Below are 21753 nucleotides of genomic sequence, written 5' to 3' on the forward strand. Positions count from 1 at the left end.
CCGGACCGGAGGGAGCCGCACGTGGCCACGACCGTGATCAACCTGAAGGGCCGCATCCGCGACTTCGGGCCGCGGCTGGAGCATGCCCCCGACGACGTCGTGTACATCGGCCGCCGCTGGACCATGGGTCACTGGGACCTTCCGCAGCACCCGCTGTACAACCCGTTCCAGCCCGACACCGACAAGAAGAAGCGGGACGGGACCCGGGCCGAGGTGATGGCGAAGTACCGGGAGTACCTGGCGGCCCGGCCCGAGCTGCTGGAGCTGGTCCCGGAGCTGCGCGGCAAGACGCTGGCCTGCTGGTGCGCGCCGGAGCTGTGCCACGGGGACGTCCTGGCGGAACTCGCCGACGAGCGCTGAGAGGCCGCCCTCCGGACCCGTGCCGACGAGCGCTGTGGCCGCCCTCCCACCCGTGCCGACCGGCGCCGAGACCGCCCTCCGCGCACGCGCCCGGGTGGGACGCTCCGACCCGCCGGGGGCTGTGACCGGGCTCTCGTAGGTTCCGACGAGTAGGCCCGCGGCGCTCACCTGCATGAATCGCCAGTAGAATCCGTACACGTGACTTCTGCGCCAGCCAAGCCCCGCATCCCGAACGTCCTCGCCGGACGTTACGCCTCCACCGAGCTCGCCACGCTCTGGTCGCCCGAGCAGAAGGTGAGGCTGGAGCGGCAGCTCTGGCTGGCCGTGCTGCGGGCCCAGAAGGACCTCGGCATCGAGGTGCCGGACGAGGCGCTCGCCGACTACGAGCGGGTCCTCGACACGGTCGACCTGGCCTCCATCGCCGAGCGTGAGAAGGTCACGCGGCACGACGTGAAGGCGCGGATCGAGGAGTTCAACGACCTCGCCGGGCACGAGCACGTCCACAAGGGCATGACCTCCCGCGACCTCACCGAGAACGTCGAGCAGCTCCAGATCCGGCTCTCGCTGGAGCTGATGCGCGACCGTACGGTGGCGGTCCTCGCCCGTCTCGGCAAGCTGGCCGGCGAGTACGGCGAGCTGGTCATGGCCGGCCGTTCGCACAACGTGGCCGCGCAGGCCACCACCCTCGGCAAGCGTTTCGCGACCGCCACCGACGAGCTCCTCGTGGCGTACGGCCGGGTCGAGGAACTGCTCGGCCGCTACCCGCTGCGCGGCATCAAGGGCCCGGTGGGCACCGCGCAGGACATGCTGGACCTGCTGGGCGGGGACGCCGCGAAGCTGGCCGAGCTGGAGGACCGGATCGCCGGGCACCTGGGCTTCTCCCAGGCCTTCACCTCCGTCGGCCAGGTGTACCCCCGCTCGCTGGACTACGAGGTCGTGACGGCGCTGGTGCAGCTGGCGTCGGCCCCGTCGTCGCTGGCAAAGACGATCCGGCTGATGGCCGGCCACGAGCTGGTCACCGAGGGCTTCAAGCCGGGCCAGGTCGGCTCCTCGGCGATGCCCCACAAGATGAACACCCGCTCCTGCGAGCGCGTCAACGGCCTCATGGTCATCCTGCGCGGCTACGCGTCGATGACCGGCGAGCTGGCGGGCGACCAGTGGAACGAGGGCGACGTGTCCTGCTCGGTGGTGCGCCGGGTCGCGCTGCCGGACGCGTTCTTCGCGCTGGACGGTCTGCTGGAGACGTTCCTGACGGTGCTCGACGAGTTCGGCGCCTTCCCGGCCGTCGTCGCGCGGGAGCTGGACCGCTATCTGCCGTTCCTCGCGACGACGAAGGTGCTGATGGGCGCGGTGCGCGCGGGCGTCGGCCGCGAGGTCGCGCACGAGGCGATCAAGGAGAACGCCGTCGCCTCGGCCCTCGCGATGCGCGAGCAGGGCGCCGAGCGCAACGAACTGCTCGACAAGCTGGCGGCGGACGAGCGCATCCCGCTGGACCGGGCACAGCTCGACGCGCTGATGGCGGACAAGCTGTCCTTCACGGGCGCCGCGGCCGACCAGGTCGCCGTCGTCGTCGGCCGGGTCGAGGAGATCGTCAAGCAGCGCCCGGAGGCGGCGGGCTACACGCCGGGAGCGATCCTCTGACGCGCTTCACCCCGCAGGAGCTGGAGGCCGCCCGCGACCGGCTGGTGCCGGACGTGGTCGCGGACGGCCTCCGGGTGCTGTTCTGCGGCATCAACCCGGGGCTGATGACGGCCGCGACCGGCCATCACTTCGCCCGGCCCGGCAATCGTTTCTGGCCGGTCCTGCACCTGTCCGGTTTCACGCCGCGCCTGTTGAAGCCGTCCGAGCAGGGGGAGTTGCCGTCGTACGGGCTCGGCATCACGAACGTGGTCGCCCGGGCGACGGCGCGTGCCGACGAGCTGACGGCGGAGGAGTACGCCGAGGGCGGCCGTCTGCTCACCGCGAAGGTGGAGCGGCTGCGGCCGCGGTGGCTCGCGGTGGTCGGTGTGACCGCGTACCGGGCGGCGTTCGGGGACCGCAAGGCCGTGGTCGGTCCGCAGGAACGGACGATCGGCATGTCCCGGGTGTGGGTCCTGCCCAACCCCAGCGGCCTGAACGCGCATTGGACGGCGACGACGATGGCCGAGGAGTTCGCCCGGCTGCGGGTGGCGGCGGAGGACTGAGCCGAGGCGGTGGCGGCAGAGGACTGAGCGGAGGGCCGCGCGGCCTGCCGGCCGTGGGGTCCGGGCCCGTCACTCGTGGGACCCGCTCGGTCAGGGCGGGTCCGTCTCCGTTATCAGGGCGACCAGTTGGAACGGCAGCTCCTTGTCCCACTGGGAGACGCCGAGGGCGACCCAGCGGCCGTCCACCTGCCACAGGTGCACATCGGGGACGTGCGAGCTGAGCACCGCCCATGGCTCCGGTATGTCCTCGCCCTCCATGGAACGGTCCTGAACGCTCCAGAGGCTGATCACGTCCGGTGCGCCCCAGCGGTCGGCGAGCCGCTCCGAGAGGGCGTCCCGGTCCGCCTCGTACTGCTCCTCGGTCTCCTCCCGGCGAGTGCCGTCGTCCTCCCAGAAGTCGGCGCTCGTCTGTAATTCGGCGACGTGGTAGCCGGGACCGCCCGTGCCGGTGTCCGACCGGCCGGGCTCCGCGGGGAACTCGGCGGAGCACAGCCTCTCGATGAGGGCGAGGTGCCGCGTGATGCTCATGCGTTCAGTAAAGCGGGCACCACTGACAATTGGCGTCCCGTCAGTGGCCGGAGGCTGCTCCGTGGGGCTCGCGTCCGGTGCGCGGTCCGACCGGCGGGCCGGCCGGCCGAGCGGGGCGACCGGCCGAGCGGGGCGACCGTCGGCCGACGACGGCGGGGCGACCGTCGGCCGACGGTCCGGGGGCCGACGGCCGACGGCCGACCAAGCGGCGGCTGGCAGGCGGTGCGGCAGCGGTGGGCCTGCGAGGCGGTGGCGCGGCGACGGTGGGCCTGCGAGGCGGCGGCGGTGGTCCGGCGGGGCGCTCGGCAGGTCGAGGGCGGTGGACACTCGCCGGGGTCCCCCTTGGCGAGTACGATCCGGCACACACGCGTGCTAGCTGGGAGGACGGACGTTGGGGCAGCTGACCGGCGGGGATCCTTCTCTGCTCCGGAGAATCAACTCGGCGGTGGTGCTGCACGCGCTGCGCGCCACGGATCACGCCACGCTCACCGAGATCACCCGGGTCACCGGGCTGTCCCGGCCCACGGTCGAGGGCGTCGTCGAAGGGCTGGTCGAGGCGGGCCTGGTGGTCGAGCGGGCCGCCGAGGAAGGGGCCGCCAGGCGCCAGGGCCGGCCCGCGCGCCGGTACCGGTTCCGGGCGGAGGCGGGACACCTGCTCGGGCTGGAGGTGGGCTCGCACGGCGTCACCGCGCTGCTCGCGGACCTCGACGGGCGGGTGCTGGGGTCGCTGGCCAAGGACGTCGCCGAGACCGCGCCGGCCGACGAACGGCTGGAACGGCTGCGCTCGACCGTCGCGGAGCTGCTCCGCAGATCCGGTGTCGCGCGGGACTCGCTGCGCGCCGTCGGCGTGGGCACCCCCGGCATCGTCGAGGCGGACGGCACCGTACGGCTGGGTACGGCCCTGCCGGAGTGGACGGGGCTGAACCTGGGCGAGCGGCTGAGCCGTTCCTTCAAGTGCCCGGTCCTGGTGGAGAACGACGCCAACGCCGCCGCGGTCGCCGAGCACTGGAAGGGCGCGGCCACCGAGTCCGACGACCTGGTGTTCGTGCTGGCCGGGCTGAGCCCCGGCGCGGGTTCGCTGATCGGCGGGCGGCTGCACCGGGGCTACGGGGGCGCGGCCGGGGAGATCGGCGCGCTGCATCTGCTGGGTCGGGAGGCCACCCCGGAGGCGCTGCTGTCGACCACCGGCGAGCCGCTGCACCCGCTCGACGAGCAGGCCGTCGCCGAGGTGTTCCGGCACGCGCGCGAGGGCGACGAGCGGGCCCGCGCCGCGGTGGAGCGCTTCATACAGCGGCTGGTGCACGATGTGGCCGCGCTGGTGCTGGCGCTCGACCCCGAGCTGGTCGTCGTCGGCGGCTGGGCGACCGGCATCGACGACGTCCTCGAACCCCTGCGGCAGGAACTCGCCCGCTACTGCCTGCGCCCGCCCCGGGTGGCCCTGTCCCGGCTGGGCGAGACGGCCGTCGCCACGGGCGCGCTGCGACTCGCGCTCGACCATGTCGAGGAACAGCTGTTCGCGGTCGAGGGCACGGTCACGGCCCGGCGCTGAGCCCTCTCGACACTTGACGCGCCCTTCACCCCATGTGAAACGCCGGGCCCCGGAGTGTCCGGGGCACGGCGGGTGCGGCTCGTGGAGCCGGTGTCCTCAGGACGCGCGGCGTTCCGGGCCGTGGTGGATCTCGACGTCGCCCGAGGCGCCGAAGGTCAGGCGGCAGGTGTCGGCACGGTAGGTGGCCAGGGAGACCGCGGCGGCGCGTCCCTCGGCGAAGAAGCGGGTCGTGACGACGAGGACGGGCGCCCCCGGCAGCCGGTCCAGCTCCTTCGCGTCCTCCGCGCGCGCGGAGCCCAGCTCCACCGAGCGGTCCTGGCCCTCCAGTTCCAGCCGCTGCAACTCGCGCAGCACCGCACGCGCGCGTGCGGCGCCGGAGGGCGCGTCTATGGCGGAGAGGGCGGGCACCGAGGCCGCCGGGATGTAGAGCAGCTCGGCGGCCACGGGCTGGCCGTGGGAGACGCGGGAGCGGCGTACGACATGGACCTGCTCGCCGTGGACGGTGTCCAGGATCTCGGCCACCGCGGTGGGCGGCGCCGCCTCCGCGCAGTCCACGGCCTGCCAGCCGTCCCCGGCCGTGCCCGGCCAGGCGTGCTGCTCGCCGCCGACGGAGACGCCCACGCGCGGCGGGGCCACCGTCGTGCCGACGCCGCGCCGGCGCTGGAGCCGGCCTTCCAGTTCGAGCTGTTCCAGTGCCTGGCGGAGCGTGGCCCGGGCGACGCCGAAGCGGGCCGCCAGGTCGCGCTCGTTGGGCAGGACCTCACCCACCGAGAACTCGGAGTCCAATGCCTCACTGAGCACGGTCTTCAGGTGCCAGTACTTCGGTTCCGGCACCGATTCGAGCTGCTGGGTCCCCACCCTGTCCTCCGCTGCTTCGCCGTGTCCCGGCGGCGTTTTTGGCGCCCTTGTTTATTAAAGGTTGTTGCACTTTCCTGCGACCATAGGCCCGCCCCCACCCTTGGTCAAGACCAATCCTCGAAGCCTCGGGCATCCGTCGCGCGGGGCGTGGCACAGCGTTCACGGAGCCTTCATGAGGGCATGCCGAACCGCCGTACGACCGATCACCTGACGGGTCGTACGGCGGTCGTCGGGCGGGTGCCCGACGGCCCACGGGCTACTGGTCGAGCGGCAGGGCGAGCAGCTTCTCCGGGTTGCGGACGATGTGGATGCGCTGAATTCGTCCGTCGGCGACGTCGAGCTGGAACACGGCGTCGGGCTTGCCTGCGGCGAGGACGACCAGCGCGAAGCCGCCGTTGATCTCCATGAAGCGGAACGAGGCGTCCCCGACGCCCTGGCCGGACACGCCGTGCAGGAAGCGCCCCACCTTGTCGGCGGACTCGATGATCCGCACCGGGGCCTTGGCGAGGCCACCGCTGTCGGCGACGAGGCGGACGTCCGGGGCGAGCAGCGCCATGAGCCCGTCGAGGTCGCCGCCGGCCGCCGCGGCGAGGAACCGTTCGGTGAGCTCCCGGCGTTCGGCCGGGTCGACCTCGTAGCGCGGGCGCCGCTCGTCGACGTGCCGGCGGGCCCGTCCGGCGAGTTGGCGCACGGCGGGCTCGGTGCGGTCGAGCATGCCGGCGATCTCGGCGTAGGGGTAGCCGAAGGCCTCCCGGAGCACGAACACCGCGCGTTCCAGGGGCGAGAGGGACTCCAGGACGACGAGGACGGCGAGGGAGACGGTGTCGGTGAGCACGGCGCGTTCCGCGGTGTCCGGGACGGTGGCCTCGTAGTCGGTGACGTACGGCTCGGGCAGCCACGGACCGGGGTAGGCCTCGTTGCGCGACTGCACCTGACGGAGCCGGTCGATGGCGAGGCGGGTCGTCACGCGGACCAGGTAGCCGCGGGGTTCGCGTACGTCGGACCGGTCGGCGCCGGTCCAGCGCAGCCAGGCCTCCTGGACCACGTCCTCGGCGTCGGCGACCCTGCCGAGCATGCGGTAGGCGACTCCCATGAGGACGGGACGGTGCTCTTCGAAGACGTCGGTCGCGGTGTCAGTGGTCACCGTCCCATCCCATCCGACGCGCGGGCCGGTGTCCAGGGCGTTTGTTACCCACGAGGACTACCCGTCGGTAGCGGTTGCTGACAAGCTGTCTACGAATGCCGTCCGACGGCGCGCCCCACCCTCACAGACGAGGAGCTGCACCATGTCCGCCACGGTCTCCTTCCAGGTCCCCTCCCCGCTCGGCCCGCGGTCCGTGACGGTCTCCTACGCGCGCGAGGGCACCGGCGAACCGCTGCTCCTGCTGCACGGAATCGGCCACCACCGGCAGGCCTGGGACCCGGTGGTGCACCTGCTGGCGGCCGAGCGCGAGGTCATCAGCGTGGACCTGCCCGGCTTCGGCGCGTCCCCCGGCCTCCCGGACGGCCTGGCCTACGACCTGCCCACGACCACCGCCGTGTTCCGCGCCTTCTGCGAGACCCTGGAGCTCGACCGCCCCCATGTCGCGGGCAACTCCCTCGGCGGTCTGCTCGCCCTGGAGCTGGGCCGGGAGAAGCTCGTACGGTCGGTCACGGCGCTGTCGCCCGCCGGGTTCTGGAACGAGGCCGAGCGGCGCTACGCCTTCGGCATCCTGCTCACGATGCGGCACCTCTCCCGGCGGATGCCGCTGCCGCTGGTCCAGCGCCTGTCGCGTTCGGCGGCCGGCCGGGCCGCCCTGACGAGCACCATCTACGCCCGCCCGAGCCGCCGTTCACCCGAGGCCGTGGTCGCGGAGACGCTCGCGCTGGCCGGGGCCACCGGGTTCGACGCGACCCTCCGGGCGGGCGGCAGCGTCCTGTTCACCGACGACATCCCGGAGCTGCCGGTCACCGTGGCCTGGGGCACGCGGGACTGGCTGCTCGTCCCCCGGCAGGGCGTCCGCGCCAAGCGGGTCATCCCCGGCGCGCGGCTGGTGCGGCTGCCCGGCTGCGGCCACTGCCCGATGAACGACGACCCGGCGCTGGTGGCCCGCGTCATCCTCGACGGCAGCCGCTGAGCCGCGGCGCGCGGCCAGCCCGGAGCCCAGGGCGACCCCTGCGCCCACCAGGGCGCTGCCCGCCGCCTGGGCGGCGCCGTAGGAGCCGGTGCCGACGAGGGGCGCGGTGCAGGCGGCGGCCACCGGGATCAGGCCGGAGAAGAGGGTGGCGCGTTCGGCGCCGATGCGCTGCATGCCCATGTACCAGCACACGAACCCGATGACGGTGACGACCGCCGCCTGCCACACGAGCGCGGCGGCCTCCGTGCCGTCCGGGCGGCGCAGCCAGGCACCGCCGTCGACGCTCAGCCCGACGGCGGCCGACTCGACCGCGGCGACACCGCACACGGTCGCCGACAGCAGCCGCGGGCCGAGGAGCCGCAGCACGGGCACGGCCAGCACCGCGAAGCCGACCTCGCCCGCCAGCGCGCAGACGGAGAAGGCGATCCCGGCGCCGTCCGTGCGGCCCCAGCCCTGGACGGTGAACGCGCCCGCCGCGACCAGCGACGCCCCGTACAGCACGGTCCGTCGGGGGCGCCGCCCCTCCGACAGGGGGACCCAGACGGCCACGACGACGGGGGCGCAGCCCACGAACACGCCGGGCACGGCCGGTTCCGCCGTGCGCTCGGCGGCGAGCACGGCGAGGTTGAAGCCGACCATGCCGACCGCCGCGAGCAGCGCCAGCCGCAGCCACTGCCGGGTGGTGAGGCGGCGCAGCGGTGCCGTGCCGCCGCGGCCGAGCAGCGGGAGCAGCAGCAGGAAGGCGAGCCCGTAGCGGAGGAACTGGCCGCCGGCGTACGGGTAGTCGCCGAGGACGCTGTTGGCGGTGAAGGAGCCGCCGACGAGGACGCAGGCGAGGGCGGCGAGCAGGGCTCCGCGAGCCGTGGTGGCGTTCATGACGGTGACGCTAGGGACGCGGGCGGACCGGTTTAAGGTCCACTTCCATGACGTCATCGGGGACCAATTCGCCGTCGGGGGCCCATCCTCCGCCGGACGTCTCGCCCGTGGACGGCGAGGGGTCCGCGCCCTGGGCCGCCGCCTGGGAGTTGCTGCTGCCGGTCGCCTCCGCTCCGGCACGCGCGCGTGGACGTACGTTGCAGACCGCGCTGCGGGAGGCGATCCGTACGGGGCGGTTGGCGCGGGGCACCCGGCTGCCGTCGAGCCGGGACCTCGCCGCCGATCTGGGGGTGTCGCGCGGGCTGGTGACCGAGGCGTACGAGCAGTTGGCGGCGGAGGGGTATCTGCGCAGCGGTCGGGGCGCGGGGACCTGGGTGGGGGCGGCGGTCCGCGGGGGACCGCCACGCGCGCGTGATCTCGCCCCACGCTCCCCCGGCGCCCGTGCCGACTTCGTCCCCGGCACACCCGACCTGTCGCTCTTTCCGCGCGCCGCCTGGGCCGCCGCGCAGCGCGGGGTGCTCGCGGAACTCCCCCACGACGCTCTCGGCTATCCGGACGCGCGCGGCCTGCCCCGGCTGCGCACCGCGCTCGCCGAACTGCTCGCCCGGCGCCGGGGCGTGGTCGCCGACCCGGAGCGGCTGGTCGTGGTCTCCGGGGTCGCCCAGGCGATGACCCTGCTCGGGCTCGTGCTCCACGCGCGCGGGGAGCACGCCCTGGGCGTCGAGGACCCCGGCAGCCCGGAGCACGCGTCCCTGTACGCCGCCGCCGGGATCGGCACCGTGCCGCTGCCGCTGGACGGGGCGGGTCTGGCCATGGGGCCGCTGCGCGACTCGGGTGTGCGGGCGGTGGTGACGACGCCGTCCCACCAGTTCCCCTCGGGCATCGCCTACTCGGCGCGGCGCCGGACCGAACTGCTCGACTGGGCGCGGTCGGTCGACGGTCTGATCGTCGAGGACGACTACGACGGCGACTTCCGCTACGACCGCGCCCCCGTGGGCGCCCTCCAGGGACTGGACCCGGAGCGGGTCGCGTACACGGGTTCCGTCAGCAAGTCGCTCGCGCCGGGACTGCGGCTCGGCTGGCTCCTCGTACCGGCGTCCCTGGCCGAGGAGGTCGTCGAGCGCAAGCGGACCATGGATCTCGGCCATCCCACCCTCGACCAGGCCCTGTTCGCCCGGTTCGTGGAGCGCGGCGACCACGACCGGCAACTGCGCCGCTGCCAGCGGGCCTACCGTGAACGCCGGGACACCCTGGTGGCTGCCCTCACCGAGCACCTGCCCGGTACGCGCGTGTCCGGGATCGCCGCCGGGCTCCATGTGATCGCCACGCTGCCCGAGCGGTACGGACCGTGCGACCGCTTCGTGGAGCGGGTCACGGCGGCGGGGGTCGCGGTGCGGGAGCTGGGGTGGTACGGGCGCGTGCCGGACGACCTGCCTCGGCTGGTCCTCGGGTACGCGCACCTGTCCCCGGCGCGGATCCGGGAGGGGGTACGGCTGATGGCGGAGGCGGCCCGACAGGACGGCCGCCCGTGATCCCGGCTACCTGACAGGGCCGGGCGCGCCACGCCCCTCTCGGGGCCGGCGCGCCACATCCTTCTCAGGCCCGCGCCATCACCTCGCGCGCCCGCCTGGCTCGGGCCCGCGCACCAGCACCCCTCCCAGTCCCGCGCACCACCACCCCGCGCGACCCGCCCGGCTCGGGCCCGCGCGACACATCCCACCCTCCCGGACCCGTGCGACACACCCCGCTCGGGCGTCGTGGCGTGCTTCCCCCGCACCCCGGTCAGTTGTTCACTTGTCGTTTCCGCGTGCGCCTCGGCGCACCAGTACTTGTGGCACTGCGCATTGGCCGAATCCGTCCCAGGAGGCTCATTCATGTCACACCGTCCGCCGATCTCCCTGCCCGGCCGCCGCAGTGTGCTGCGCGGTTCCCTGGCCGCGTCGGCGGCCCTGGCCCTGCCCGGCTCGCTCGCGGCGGCTCCGGCGTTCGCCCTGTCGGGGCGCCCGCGGGCCGGTTGGGGTGTGCAGACCGGAGACGTGAGCGCGCACTCCGGTCTCGTGTGGGTGCGCTCGGACCGGCCGGCGCGCATGATCGTGGAGACGTCCGCCACCGAGTCGTTCCGCAACCCGCGCCGGTGGCACGGCCCGCTGCTCGGCGCGGGCACCGACTTCACCGGGACGACCCGGCTGCGCGGCCTGCCGGCCGGTGAGCAGATCCACTACCGGGTGCTCCTCGCCGACCCGGACGACCCGCGCCGCACCGGCGAGCCGGTGACCGGCACGTTCCGGACGACGCCGGTGAAGCGGCGCTCCGGTGTGCGGTTCCTGTGGTCGGGCGACCTGGCCGGGCAGGGCTGGGGCATCAACCCGGACCGCGGCGGCTACCGCGTCTTCGACGCGATGGGACGGCTCGACCCCGACTTCTTCCTGTTCAGCGGGGACACGATCTACGCGGACGGCCCGATCGCCGCGACGGCGTCCCTGCCCGACGGCGGGACCTGGCGGAACATCACCACCGAGGAGAAGGCCAAGGTGGCGGAGACGCTGGCGGAGTTCCGCGGCAACTTCCGCTACAACCTGCTGGACGAGAACCTGAAGCGGTTCAACGCGCAGGTGCCGTCGATCGTGCAGTGGGACGACCACGAGGTCACCAACAACTGGTACCCGGGAGAGATCCTCACCGACGCCCGCTACACGGAGAAGAGCGTGGACGTGCTCGCGTCCCGGGCGCGGCGCGCCTTCAGCGAGTACTTCCCCATCTCCACGCTGCGGCCGGGCTCCCGCGAGGGCCGGGTGCACCGGGTGATGCGCCACGGCCCGCTCCTCGACGTGTTCGTCCTGGACATGCGGACGTACCGCGACGCCAACTCGCCCGGCAAGCAGACCACCGACCCGGTGGGCATCCTCGGCGCCGAGCAGTTGCGGTGGCTGAAGCGGGAACTGTCGCGCTCCCGTGCCGTGTGGAAGGTGATCGCCTCCGACATGCCGCTCGGCCTGGTCGTGCCGGACACCGGCGACGGGAAGCCGAACATCGAGGCGGTGGCCCAGGGCGACCCGGGCGCGCCGCTCGGACGTGAGCTGCAGATCGCCGAACTGCTGCGGTTCATCAAGCACCGGAAGATCACCGGGACGGTGTGGCTGACGGCCGACGTGCACTACACCTCGGCGCAGCACTACCAGCCGTCGCGGGCCGCGTTCACCGACTTCGAGCCCTTCTGGGAGTTCGTCTCCGGGCCGCTCAACGCCGGTGCCTTCCCGGCGAACGCTCTCGACGACACGTTCGGTCCCGAGCGGGTCTTCCTCAAGGCGCCGACGACGGCGAACGTGTCGCCCGCGGGTGGCTACCAGTTCTTCGGCGAGGTCGACATCGACGGCCACAGCGGGGAGTTGACGGTGCGTCTGCGCGAGCAGGACGGCACCGTGCTCTACACCAAGACGCTCCAGCCGGGGCTGGTGGGACAGTGACCCGCACGGCCTGAAGCGCGGGGCCGGCGAACCTGGCCCCAGTCATGTGGCGGACGGCTCGGCAACACCGGGCCGTCCGCCGCGTTTTCCCAGGTCATCACCCGTTGTCAGTGGTCGCTCCTACGGTTTTCCCATGACGCGATCTTTGCAGGCCGTGGCCTATACCCGACCCTCCGTGCTGGAGTCCGCGGCGGGCGGACACCGGCTGGGACTGGAGACCTCCCGGGGTGCGACCCCCACGGGGTTCCAGGACCATCCGCGGTTCTTCACCGGCTTCCTGACCTCTCCTCAGGTGGCCGCGGCAGCCCTGCTGGCGGTCGCCGACGTGGCGGCGGCGCGCTACTACCAGCAGCAGCTGCGGGCCTCCCTGGACCCGGTCGTGACGGGCAACGGGGACCGGCTGCGCTTCGAGTCGTTCTCCGGCTGCGGCGGGGTGTACGCCCGGCTCGACGTCCTGGAGCCGGGCCTCGACGGGGGTGAGGTCGGCCACGGCACGACCAACGTCGACGTCAACAACCCGCTGCGCGAGGCGCTGTCCCGCGTCGGCTCCGACGATCCGCTGCATCTGCGGGTCGGCCCGGACGCGTTGGCGGTGACCACGCTGGACGGCCCGGTGGTGGAGAAGAAGGTGCCGTTGCCGGACCGCTGGCTGCGCGGTTTCGCCGAGGCGCAGGTGATCGCCGCCGGTTTCGATCTGCGGGCCGAGCTGCCCGCCGCCGAGGCCGTACGGTTCCTGCGGTCGCTGCCGCGCGGTGGTGCGCGGGGCGCGTCGCGGGGCGTCCAGTGGGTCGTGCCCTCGGGCCGGGTCCTGCGCCCGACGACCCGGCCGGTGCAGGGCGCGGTCTGTCTGCCCGGCCCGGAGCGGCTGGTGGCCCTCCAGCGGGTCCTGCGCCACGCGACCGCGCTGCGCGTCTACGGCCCGCCGGCCGCCGGGGCCGCGGCCCTGGCGAGCGCGTGGGAGGTCGAGCTGCCCGGTATGCGCCTCACCCTCACGCTGTCCCCGGAGGCATCGCGCGGCTTCTCCGGCGAGGGCGGTGTGCTGGAGGCCCTCGCCACCGACGAGGCCGCCGAGGACGCGGAGCTGATCTCGGTCCTCCTCGCCTGGGAGCCCCGCATCGACGTCGGCGACCTGGCCGCGTCCTCCGGCCTCACCGCCGAGCGGGTACGGGCGGCGCTGACCCGGCTGGGGACCTCGGGACGCGTCGGCTACGACACGGCGGAGGCCGCCTACTTCCACCGGGAACTCCCCTACGACGCCGAGCGCGTCGAGCGGCACAATCCGCGGCTGCGCTCCGCCCGCGGCCTGGTGGCCGCCGGGGCGGTCTCCCTGGACGGCTCGCTCGGCACGGTGACCGCCGAGGACGGCCATGTCCACCGGGTCCGCGACGACGGGGGCACACTGAGCTGTTCCTGCCTGTGGTGGGCGAAGTACCGCGGCGGCAGGGGTCCTTGCAAGCACGCGCTGGCGGTGCGGATGGTCCGCCGGGGCGCGGACGCGGGGACGGGCGGGACACCGGCCCCGGGGGAGCCGGACAGCACGACGACCGACAGGGAACCGAGCGGGACGAGCATCGACGGGGGTGCGCGATGACGGCGACGACGCTGGTCAACGCGGTACGGGCGGGAAACGTGGGTGACGTGGTCACCCTGGCGGACGGCATGACGGACGCCGAACGACGGTCCTGCATGCCAGAGTTGAAGGAGCTGCGCAAGAAGCTGCGGTCCGAGCCGTGGGGTTCGCCCCTGCAGCGTGCGTATCCGGCGCTGCACGCGGCCGGAGCGGCCTGCCAGACGGGCGCGGCGGCGGTGGCCGACTGGATCGCGGGGGCCGACATGCGCTGGCGGCAGGCGCCGACGCCGGTCCTGATCGATGTGCTCGGCGACCGTGAGCCGCGCTGGCTCGACGACCTGGTGCACCGGCTGGCGGAGCGCCCGCTGACCGCGCAGGTGCCGTACGAGCTGATGTCCGGTCTGGTGCGGCTCGCGGGCTGTGCGGCGCCGACGTCCGAGACCTATGTACGGGGCTGGATGGAGCACATCGGCCGGGCGCGCTGGAAGGCGGGCACCGTCATCGGCAACCTGCGCAAGGACCCGCATCTCGCGGAGCTCGTCACCGCGCTGTTCGACATCTCGGAGATCGGCGCCCGCAGCGACTGGCGGTACGGCGAAGGACTGAACAACTGGACCTACGCCCTCACCCAGCTCGCCGAGGAGGGCCTCCTCGACCGCAAGATCCTCATCGACGGCTGTGTGTCCCGGCTGCTGCGCGGCGGCGGCTCCACGGCCGACAACAAGGTGTTCCTCGGCCTGCTGACCTCGCTCGACCTCACCCGTGACGAGCGGTGCGAGCGGATCGCGGACTGGATGTCCCTGTGCGCGGACGCCCCCTCCTCGGTCGCCGGGCACGCCCAGTCCGTCCTCGCCGACTTCGCCCTGGACGGCGCACTGGGGTCACACCGGCTCATCGAGATGTCCGGCGCCGTGCTCTTCCGCCCCGAGCGGAAGCTGGTCCGCTCCCAGCTGATCCTGCTCGGCAAGGTCCTCAGGCAGGACCCGTCCACGGCGGGCGCTCTCCTCCCCGTGGTCGCTCAGGCGTTCGGACACGAGGACACGGAGGTGCAGGAGCGTGCGCTGAAGCTCGTCGAGCGGCACATCGGCGACGTCCCCGACGAGGAGGGAGCCGCGCGCGAGGAGATCACCGGCGCGGTCCCCGATCTCAGCCACGGCCTGCGGGCCCGCGCCCAGGACGTCTTCGGTGTCTCCCCGGCCGGGAAGTCCCCGGAGGTGTACGAGGAGCTGCTCCCTGCCGTGCCCGAGCCCACGCGCCTCGCGCCGGCTCCGGAGACGGTCGCCGAACTCGCCGAGGAGGTCAACGCGCTGCTGGCCTCGGACGGCGACATCAGCGCCTTCGAGCGGACGCTGGACGGGCTCGTACGCCACGCCCACCGGGATCGCGAGGCACTCGTGGAGGCGCTGGGTCCGGTGGCGGCGGGGCGTTGGTGGGCGGAGATGGAGCCGGCGTACGTCGACCGGTACTTCCGGGACTCGCCGCACGACCTGGAGATCGTCCTGGCGTCGCTGTTCGAGCGGGTCCGCGTCTCCGTCCTGCACGAGGCGCGCTCGCACGCGCCCACGTCCGGAGGGTGTGTGCACAGCGGCCTCGCCGGGATCCGCGACGCCCGGCTGTGGGAGGTCGCTTATCGCGTCCGCACCGAGCCGCCGCCGTTCCTGCTGGCCACGCCCACCTGGAGCACGGGGTCGCTGGAGCCCGGGGAGCTGGTGGCGAGACTCGACTCCTGTCGACGGCTAGGGGCCCGGCCCGGTCGGGCGGACTTCGCGCAGGCGCTGCTGCGGGTGCGGCGCGCCGACACGGCCGCGTCGGAGGCCGCCGCGGTGGCCGCCCGGGAGCTGGGCACACCGGAGGGCGACCGGCTGGCGGAGTGGCTGGTGACCGACGTGCCCTCCCGGCCCGTGCGGAGCAGCCGTACGGAAGGGCCGAGGATCCTGGTGGAGTTCGGGGAGCTCCCGGAGTTGCAGGGCGAGTCCTTCCCGCCGCAGGTGCACCGGCTGGGGCGCCCGCTGTCCGAGTACCAGAGCCACTGGTACTGCTCCCACTGGGACGACTCCGAGTGGCGGCACTGGCTCGCGGTCGTGCCCGGACGCCCGGAGCTGGTGGCGGCACGCGTGCTGCGGGACATTTCGCAGGGGGTCATCGAGGACACGGGGACCGGATTCTCGTTCCTGCCGACGCTCGCCGAGGCGGAGGGCGAGACGGGCGACGCCGTGCGGCTGTGCGTGGTGTACGGGCTGGGCGCCAAGCGCCCGGAGGACCGGCTCGCCGCCGTGGACGCGCTGCTGGTGCTGGCGGCCCGGGGGCAGCTCGACGTCGAGCAGGCCGGCGCCGACCTCGGTCGACTCGCCGTGACCGGCTGTCTGAAGCCGCTGCGGATCGCCGAGGCGATACGCACGGCCGCCTCCACCGGCGCGTACGGCACGGCCTGGGCGGTCCTGCGAGCGGCCCTGCCGCACCTGCTCGCCGAACTCTCCGACGGTGAAGGCGAGGACGGCGGCAAGGGCCGGGCCAAGGCCACCATGCCGGTTCGGGGGCTCGGCGAGCTGGTGGCCGTCGCCGCCGAAAGCGTGGAGCGGTCCGGGGCGCGCGGGGAGCTGCCCCACCTCGATCTGGCGGCGGACCGGAGGGGCTCGTCCCGGCTGGTCACCGAAGCACGGCGGCTGCGCGCGGCGCTGGCGGTCTGATCCCGGTCCACCAGCAGTCCGGCTGCCCGCTCATCGGTCGTCCAACCTGCAACAAAAGGGACGGAACGATGCCTTTACCGGCCGGTCACAAGGCGTTCGTGATCACGCAACACCCTTCCCTCACAGTGGCCACATGACTCCAGACATGTCTGATGTGACCCGGGCGAGGAACGGTCGCCCGGTGCGCCACTGGCGGCGGGCCGTGGTCGGTCTCGCCGCGCTCCTCGCGGCGGCGGCCGTGGCCGACGCGGTGGCGGGCCCCGCCGCGCAGGGCACGGGCGGTGCGGTGCTGTTGGCGTTCACGGCGGCCGTTCTGCCGGCCGCTGTCGGGTTCCACGCGTGGTGGACACGACGCCACGGTCACGCGCCGCCCACGAGCGATACCGGCGCCCGGCCGCCGCTCCCCGCGGAGCGGCAGGCCGGGCCGGCCGGAGCGGGCGAGGAAGGTGTGGCGGGCGCCGAGGCCATGGCCGGGGCGACCGTGCTGTGGCGGATGCGGACGACCGTGAAGGACGAACCGGGGTCGCTAGCGGCGCTGTGCACGGCGCTGGCGGGCCACCGGGTCGACATCCTGAGCCTGCAGACGCACCCGCTGGCCGAGGGAACCGTGGACGAGTTCCTGCTGCGGGCACCCGAGGAGCTGTCCGCCACGGAGATCAGCCGGTCGGTGTCCGACGCGGGCGGCAGCGAGACCTGGATCGAGCGCGGCGACGCCCATGACCTGGTGGACGCGCCGACGCGGGTGCTCGGCCTGGCGACGCGTACGGCGCTGGACGCCGCGGAGCTCCCGCTGGCGCTGCGGCAGTTGCTCGGCCGCTGCACCATCCGTTCGCTGCCCGCCACCGCTCCCGGCTCGGGCCGGGTCCAGGAGGGCGCGCCGGTCGAGGGGGCCCTGGAGGGCACGGTGATGCGGCTGCGGGCGCCGGAGGGCGGGACGATCACGGTGGAGCGGCCGTATCTGCCGTTCACGCCCACGGAGTTCGCTCGGGCGCGGGCCCTGGTGGAGCTGGACACGCGGCTCGGGCCGCGGATCCCGCGCAGCCAGGACGTGCTGACGCTGCCCGAGGGCAACGACATCATGGTGCGCCGTGCCGACGGGGGCGATCTGCGCGCGGCGAAGGCCATGCACGAGCGGTGCTCGGCGCGGACGCTGAGCATGCGCTACCACGGGCCGGTCGGCGACGCGGACCGTTACCTCAAGCATCTGCTGAGCCCCCGTTTCGGGCGGACGCTCGCCGCGCAGACCACCTCGGGGCGCCTCGTCGGACTGGGCCATCTGCTCTGGGACGGCGACGAGACGGAGATCGCGCTGCTCGTCGAGGACGAGTGGCAGCGACGCGGTATCGGCAGCGAGTTGCTCCGCAGGCTGGTGGCCATGGCGGGCGACGCCGGCTGCGCGAACGTATACGTGGTGACGCAGTCGTCCAACACGGGGATGGTCGCGGCGATGCGGGCGTTGGGTCTGCCGCTCGACTACCAGGTCGAGGAAGGGACGCTGGTGATCACGGCCCGCCTGGACGCTGTGGCGGCGGCGCACCGGGCCGAGGGCGCGGAGGGGCTCCGCAAGGGGCGGTGACCTGCCCCGACCACAGAAGGGCCACGACAAACAGCGCGGGAGCCGGTGACAGGCTCCCGCGCTTCGCTGTCACCGGGTCCCGTCCGCCGCCTGCTGGAGACCGTCGAGGATGAGGTCCAGCCCGAAGTCGAACTCGTCGCCGTAGGCGTACCCGGGCCGCATGACGTGCTCTGTCGCGATCTCGGTCAGGTACGGATACTCGCCGTCCCCGAAGCCGCTCATGATGGCCTCCGCCACGTCGGCGGTCTGCTCCGGGGTCTCGAAGGGCAGGGCCTTCTCCTGGAGGGCGAACCCGTAGATGTAGCCGTCGAGAACCGATACGGCGTGCGCGGTGAGGCTGAGGGAGAAGCCGCCCCGGCGCAGACAGCCGAGCACGGCGTCGTGATGCCGCAGAGTGGCGGGCCCCGGTGCTGCCCGCGACGCCATCAGCCCGATCGCCCAGCGGTGCCGGGACAGCACCTGGCGCATCGAGGCCGCCCGCTGCCGCATCGCCGGCCGCCACTCGTCGTCCGGGGAGGGCAGGTCGACCTCGCCGAAGACCAGGTCGACCATGCCGTCGAGCAGGTCCTCCTTGTTGGCCACGTGGTTGTACAGGGACATCGCCTCGACGCCCACGGCCTCACCGAGCCTGCGCATGCTGAGCGTCTCCAGGCCGCCGCTGTCGGCGAGTTCGACGGCGGCGCGCAGCACCCGCTGCCGGGTGAGCGTCTCGCGGGGCGGCTGCGGGGCGGTACGTCGCGTCACGGGGGACGGTCACTTCCTCTCACGGTCTCCGGGCGTTGACGAGCTTACGGCGTAAGTGCTCTACTTACGGCGTAAGTGCTGCACTTACGGCGTAAGTCCAGCGGGGCACCCGAAGCGGGAGACGACGATGCGGAGCACCAGCGAGGCAGCGCGAGCCGGGGAGACCGGGATGATGGCCGCGGTCGTGCAGGAGCGCTACGGCGCCGAGCCGGAAGCCGTCCTGCGCATGGCGCGGCTCGCCCGGCCGGCGGTCGGGCCGGGGCAGGTACGGGTGCGGGTGCGCGCCTCCAGCGTGGACCGCGGCACCTGGCACCTGATGGCCGGTCTGCCGTACGCGGTCCGGCCCGTGAGCGGGCTACGCGGGCCGAAGCTCCCCAACCCCGGCCGCAACATCGCCGGTGTCGTCGAGGCGGTCGCCCCGGACGTGACCGGGTTCGCGCCCGGCGACGAGGTGTACGGCACGGCGGCGGCCGCGTTCGCCGAGTACGCCGTCGCCCGGCCCGACAGGATCGCCCCCAAGCCGGCCGGGCTGACCTTCGAGGAGGCGGCGACGGTACCCGTCAGCGCGCTCACCGCGCTCCAAGCGGTTCGCGACAGGGCGCGGCTTCAGCGGGGCCAGGAGGTTCTGATCACCGGAGCGTCCGGTGGGGTAGGCACCTTCGCCGTCCAGCTCGCCCATGCCTTCGGGGCGCGGGTCACGGCCGTCGCGCGCACGGCCAAGGTCGAGGCCGTGCGGGCACTGGGCGTCGACGAGGTGATCGACCACACCCGTCAGGACTTCCTGGCCGGCCCGCGGCGGTACGACGCCATCATCGACATCGCGGGCAACAGCACCCTGCGGGATCTGTGCCGCGCCCTCACGCCGCGCGGGCGGCTGGTGATCACCGGCGGGGAGACGGACGGCCGCTGGCTCGGCGGCACCGACCGACAGCTCCGTGCCCAGCTGCTGTCGCCATTCTCCGGCCGGCACCTGGGCACGTTCATCGCCTCCGAGCACGCCGACGGGCTGCGGGACCTGACCGCGCTCATCGAGGCGGGCACACTCGGCCCCGTCGTGGACCGCGTGTACCCGCTCGCGGAGGCCGCCGCGGCCGTCCGGCGCCTCCTCGACGGCGGCGTCACGGGCAAACTCGCGCTCAGCGTCCCCGCGGAGTGAGACCCTCGGGCCCGGACGCGGGGCCCGGAGCCCGCGGGCCCCGGGCGCACCGGAAGCACAGAGCCACGGCCCCGGAGTAGCGCGACACAACCAGAGCCGAGGCCCCGGAGCAGCGCGGCGCCGGTCAGAGTCGCACGCCCCGGAGCTCTCAGCGCAGAGCCCGGTGGGCCGCGGCGGTCCGGCCCCGGTCTCGACGGCCGCTCAGTGGCCGGACGCCGACCCCACGCTCGCCACAGGCCGGTCGGCGGCGACGTCGACCCCCGTGGTGGTGGCGTCGGCCGTGGGGCCCAGCGCCCCGTCCAGGTCCGCCCACAGGTCGTCCACGTCCTCCAGGCCCACAGACATCCGCAGGAGCCGGTCGCTCACCCCGGCGCCCCGGCGGTCGGTCTCGTCCACGATGCGGTGGCTGATGGAGGCCGGGTGCTGGATCAGGCTGTCCACGCTGCCGAGGCTGACGGCGGGGGTGATCAGCCGGACGCCCGCGATGACGTCGTGGGGGTCGCCGTGGACCTCGAAGGCGATCATCGCGCCGCCGACGCGGGGGTAGTGGACCCGGGCCACACGCGGGTCGGCGTCGAGGCGGCGGACCAGTTCCGCGGCGGTCGCGGAAGCCGCCCGGACCCGCACGGGGAGGGTCGCGAGGCCGCGCAGGAGGAGGTAACCGGCGAGCGGGTGGAGGACACCGCCGGTCGCGAAGCGGATCTGCCGCAGCCGCCCGGCGAACTCCTCGTCGCAGGCCACGACCCCGGCCATGACGTCCCCGTGACCACCGAGGTACTTGGTGGCGCTGTGCAGGACGAGCCGGGCCCCCTGCTCGACGGGCCGCTGGAGGACCGGCGTCGCGAAGGTGTTGTCAGCGAGGAGCGGGACCGAGCCGCAGGAGTGGGCGAGGGCCCGCAGATCGAGTTCGGCGAGGGTCGGGTTGGCCGGGGACTCGACCAGCACCACACCGGTGTCGGGCCGCAGCGCGTCCGCGACGCCGGCCGGGTCGACCCAGGTGACCTCGGAGCCGAGCAGCCCGGCGGTGAGGAGATGGTCGCTGCAGCCGTACAGGGGCCGTACGGCGACGACATGGCGCAGGCCCATGGAGGCGCGGGCGAGGAGCACGGCGCTCAGCGCGGCCATGCCGCTGGCGAAGGCGACGGCGCTCTCGGTGCCCTCCAGGCGGGCGAGGGCGGTCTCGAAGCGGGCGACGGTCGGGTTGCCGAGCCGTCCGTAGATCGGGGTGCCCTCGGGTTCGGCGCCGTCGACGGCGAAGGTGTCGATGCGGGCGGCCTCACCGCGGCTGTCGTACGAGGGGTAGGTCGTGGACAGGTCGATGGGCGCGGCGTGCAGGCCCTGGCGCGCGAGATCGTCGCGGCCGGCGTGCACGGCCTCGGTGTCCAGCGCTCTCGGCGTGGTGCGTGCGGGGTCGTACGCGTGCGTGCTCGCTGAGTTCATGGGCGTCAGGGTGAACATCGGACGGGCCGTACGGATAGGTCTCCGTGTTACGTTCGGGCTATGGCCGAATCTGTCGTACTGGATCCGGTGGACCTCCACCTTCTGCGCCTGTTGCAGAACGACGCACGGGCGACCTACCGCGATCTCGCCGCCCAGGTGGGGGTCGCGCCGTCGACGTGTCTGGACCGGGTGACCCGGCTGCGCCGCTCCGGAGTGATCCTCGGTCATCAGCTGCGGCTCGATCCGGCCAAGCTCGGGCGGGGGCTGGAGGCGCTGTTGTCGGTTCAGGTCAGGCCGCACCGGCGGGAGCTGGTGGGGCCGTTCGTGGAGCGGATCCGGGCGCTGCCGGAGTCGCGGACCGTGTACCACCTCACCGGACCGGACGACTATCTGGTGCATGTCGCCGTCGCGGACATGGCGGATCTGCAGCGGCTGGTCCTCGACGAGTTCACGTCGCAGCGCGAAGTGGCGCGCGTGGAGACCAGGTTGATCTTCCAGCAGTGGGAGTGCGGGCCGCTGCTCCCGCCGGACGCGGAACGGCCCGCCTGAGCGGCACGGGTATTGCGCCCTGGGCGGCACGGGCGCTGCGGCCCTGACCGGTACGGGCGCTGCGGCCCTGAGCGGTACGGGGTGCTGCGCCCTGAG

The 21753-nt window shown here is 73.8% G+C and carries 17 protein-coding genes and 1 pseudogene; 12 read left to right on the forward strand and 6 right to left on the reverse strand.

Features of this window, described 5'->3' with window-relative positions; all coding sequences use genetic code 11:
* Positions 1–21 precede the first annotated feature (21 nt).
* From ACZ4Z3_RS17710 to mug, 3 genes are all read left to right on the forward strand, one after another.
* A complete protein-coding gene (locus ACZ4Z3_RS17710) occupies positions 22–360 on the forward strand; it encodes a DUF4326 domain-containing protein (RefSeq protein WP_468501836.1) in 339 nt (112 codons plus the stop codon).
* 198 nt (positions 361–558) lie between these two features.
* Positions 559–2001, forward strand: a complete 1443-nt coding sequence (gene purB / locus ACZ4Z3_RS17715; protein WP_055713685.1) for an adenylosuccinate lyase — start codon at positions 559–561, stop codon at positions 1999–2001.
* A 44-nt stretch (positions 2002–2045) separates the two neighbouring features.
* Positions 2046–2543: a G/U mismatch-specific DNA glycosylase gene (gene mug, locus ACZ4Z3_RS17720; protein WP_468501837.1), complete on the forward strand. Its 498-nt coding sequence runs from the start codon at positions 2046–2048 to the stop codon at positions 2541–2543.
* Between the two features lie 90 nt (positions 2544–2633).
* On the opposite strand, the gene ACZ4Z3_RS17725 is transcribed toward mug, so the two are convergent.
* On the reverse strand, positions 2634–3071 hold the full coding sequence (locus ACZ4Z3_RS17725; RefSeq protein WP_468501838.1) for a hypothetical protein: 438 nt from the start codon (positions 3069–3071) through the stop codon (positions 2634–2636).
* Positions 3072–3462: 391 nt separating this feature from the next.
* Here ACZ4Z3_RS17725 and ACZ4Z3_RS17730 point away from each other — a divergent pair, with 391 nt between their 5' ends.
* A complete protein-coding gene (locus ACZ4Z3_RS17730; RefSeq protein WP_468501839.1) occupies positions 3463–4620 on the forward strand; it encodes an ROK family transcriptional regulator in 1158 nt (385 codons plus the stop codon).
* Positions 4621–4716: 96 nt separating this feature from the next.
* Here ACZ4Z3_RS17730 and ACZ4Z3_RS17735 read toward each other — a convergent pair whose 3' ends face one another.
* Positions 4717–5478, reverse strand: a complete 762-nt coding sequence (locus ACZ4Z3_RS17735; RefSeq protein ID WP_468501840.1) for a GntR family transcriptional regulator — start codon at positions 5476–5478, stop codon at positions 4717–4719.
* Between the two features lie 256 nt (positions 5479–5734).
* The gene (locus tag ACZ4Z3_RS17740) at positions 5735–6622 is read right to left on the reverse strand and encodes an RNA polymerase sigma-70 factor (protein WP_468501841.1); all 888 of its coding nucleotides are present in this window, start codon (positions 6620–6622) and stop codon (positions 5735–5737) included.
* Positions 6623–6764: 142 nt separating this feature from the next.
* On the opposite strand from ACZ4Z3_RS17740, the gene ACZ4Z3_RS17745 reads away from it, so the two are divergent.
* Positions 6765–7595: an alpha/beta fold hydrolase gene (locus tag ACZ4Z3_RS17745; RefSeq protein ID WP_055538380.1), complete on the forward strand. Its 831-nt coding sequence runs from the start codon at positions 6765–6767 to the stop codon at positions 7593–7595.
* Between the two features lie 519 nt (positions 7596–8114).
* Here ACZ4Z3_RS17745 and ACZ4Z3_RS17750 read toward each other — a convergent pair.
* Positions 8115–8528 (reverse strand): annotated as a pseudogene (locus tag ACZ4Z3_RS17750) (EamA family transporter); the annotation flags it as partial.
* Between ACZ4Z3_RS17750 and pdxR the strand changes: the two are divergent.
* The 5 genes from pdxR (at position 8519) to ACZ4Z3_RS17775 (ending at position 17768) form a co-directional block, all read left to right on the forward strand.
* Complete coding sequence (gene pdxR / locus ACZ4Z3_RS17755) at positions 8519–10003, forward strand: MocR-like pyridoxine biosynthesis transcription factor PdxR (RefSeq protein WP_468501842.1); 1485 nt, start codon at positions 8519–8521, stop codon at positions 10001–10003. The pseudogene ACZ4Z3_RS17750 and the gene pdxR sit on opposite strands and share 10 nt — an antisense overlap.
* A 342-nt stretch (positions 10004–10345) precedes the next feature.
* A complete protein-coding gene (locus tag ACZ4Z3_RS17760) occupies positions 10346–11935 on the forward strand; it encodes an alkaline phosphatase D family protein (protein WP_468501843.1) in 1590 nt (529 codons plus the stop codon).
* Positions 11936–12068: 133 nt separating this feature from the next.
* Complete coding sequence (locus tag ACZ4Z3_RS17765) at positions 12069–13526, forward strand: SWIM zinc finger family protein (RefSeq protein WP_468501844.1); 1458 nt, start codon at positions 12069–12071, stop codon at positions 13524–13526.
* Complete coding sequence (locus tag ACZ4Z3_RS17770; protein WP_468501845.1) at positions 13523–16192, forward strand: DUF6493 family protein; 2670 nt, start codon at positions 13523–13525, stop codon at positions 16190–16192. The genes ACZ4Z3_RS17765 and ACZ4Z3_RS17770 overlap by 4 nt, the downstream gene beginning before the upstream one ends.
* Before the next feature lie 145 nt (positions 16193–16337).
* Positions 16338–17768: a GNAT family N-acetyltransferase gene (locus tag ACZ4Z3_RS17775; protein WP_468501846.1), complete on the forward strand. Its 1431-nt coding sequence runs from the start codon at positions 16338–16340 to the stop codon at positions 17766–17768.
* Positions 17769–17837: 69 nt separating this feature from the next.
* On the opposite strand, the gene ACZ4Z3_RS17780 is transcribed toward ACZ4Z3_RS17775, so the two are convergent.
* Positions 17838–18512: a TetR/AcrR family transcriptional regulator gene (locus ACZ4Z3_RS17780; protein WP_468501847.1), complete on the reverse strand. Its 675-nt coding sequence runs from the start codon at positions 18510–18512 to the stop codon at positions 17838–17840.
* 127 nt (positions 18513–18639) lie between these two features.
* Here ACZ4Z3_RS17780 and ACZ4Z3_RS17785 point away from each other — a divergent pair, with 127 nt between their 5' ends.
* A complete protein-coding gene (locus ACZ4Z3_RS17785; RefSeq protein WP_468501848.1) occupies positions 18640–19668 on the forward strand; it encodes an NAD(P)-dependent alcohol dehydrogenase in 1029 nt (342 codons plus the stop codon).
* 201 nt (positions 19669–19869) lie between these two features.
* Here the strand turns inward: ACZ4Z3_RS17785 and ACZ4Z3_RS17790 are convergent, their stop codons facing one another.
* On the reverse strand, positions 19870–21108 hold the full coding sequence (locus ACZ4Z3_RS17790) for a trans-sulfuration enzyme family protein (RefSeq protein ID WP_468501849.1): 1239 nt from the start codon (positions 21106–21108) through the stop codon (positions 19870–19872).
* Between the two features lie 60 nt (positions 21109–21168).
* On the opposite strand from ACZ4Z3_RS17790, the gene ACZ4Z3_RS17795 reads away from it, so the two are divergent.
* A complete protein-coding gene (locus tag ACZ4Z3_RS17795) occupies positions 21169–21657 on the forward strand; it encodes an Lrp/AsnC family transcriptional regulator (protein ID WP_055515086.1) in 489 nt (162 codons plus the stop codon).
* Positions 21658–21753: the final 96 nt, after the last annotated feature.

The sequence above is a fragment of the Streptomyces sp. NPDC030296 genome (assembly GCF_055572815.1).